The organism is Pseudomonas agronomica, assembly GCF_025917275.1.
In the GTDB taxonomy this organism is placed as follows: Bacteria; Pseudomonadota; Gammaproteobacteria; order Pseudomonadales; family Pseudomonadaceae; genus Aquipseudomonas; species Aquipseudomonas agronomica.
In genome coordinates this window covers 1-350 of sequence record NZ_JAOSHO010001091.1, presented here as the reverse complement: position 1 = coordinate 350, position 350 = coordinate 1, and the positions used below count along the sequence as shown (strand labels likewise).

Genomic DNA, 350 nt, shown 5'->3' with positions numbered 1-350 from the left:
GAGCATGAGAAAACCGGCATGGAGCTAAGAGAAAACGCAGCGCTTGTCCTCATCGACCAACAAAAAGGCATCCTCCACCCCAGACTCGGCCCTCGCAACAACTGCGAAGCGGAGTTGCGCATGTTGGAACTGCTTGCCCACTGGCGAGATTCGGCGCGGCCCGTGATCCATGTCCATCATCTGTCCCGCTCTGAGGATTCGGTATTCTGGCCGGGGCAATCAGGCGTAGAGGTCCAGGAGCGGTTCGAACCGATGGCCGGGGAACGATTGATCCAGAAGCAGGTGCCGGATGCTTTTTGCAACACGACCCTGGAGGCAGATTTGCGCTGCGCCGGAATCGGACAATTAGT

At 58.0% G+C, this 350-nt stretch carries 1 protein-coding gene; it reads left to right on the top strand.

From position 1 onward, the window contains the following. Positions 1-18: 18 nt before the first annotated feature. On the top strand, positions 19-350 hold a 332-nt coding region (locus tag OC610_RS29060), incomplete at its 3' end, for an isochorismatase family protein (protein WP_264433291.1).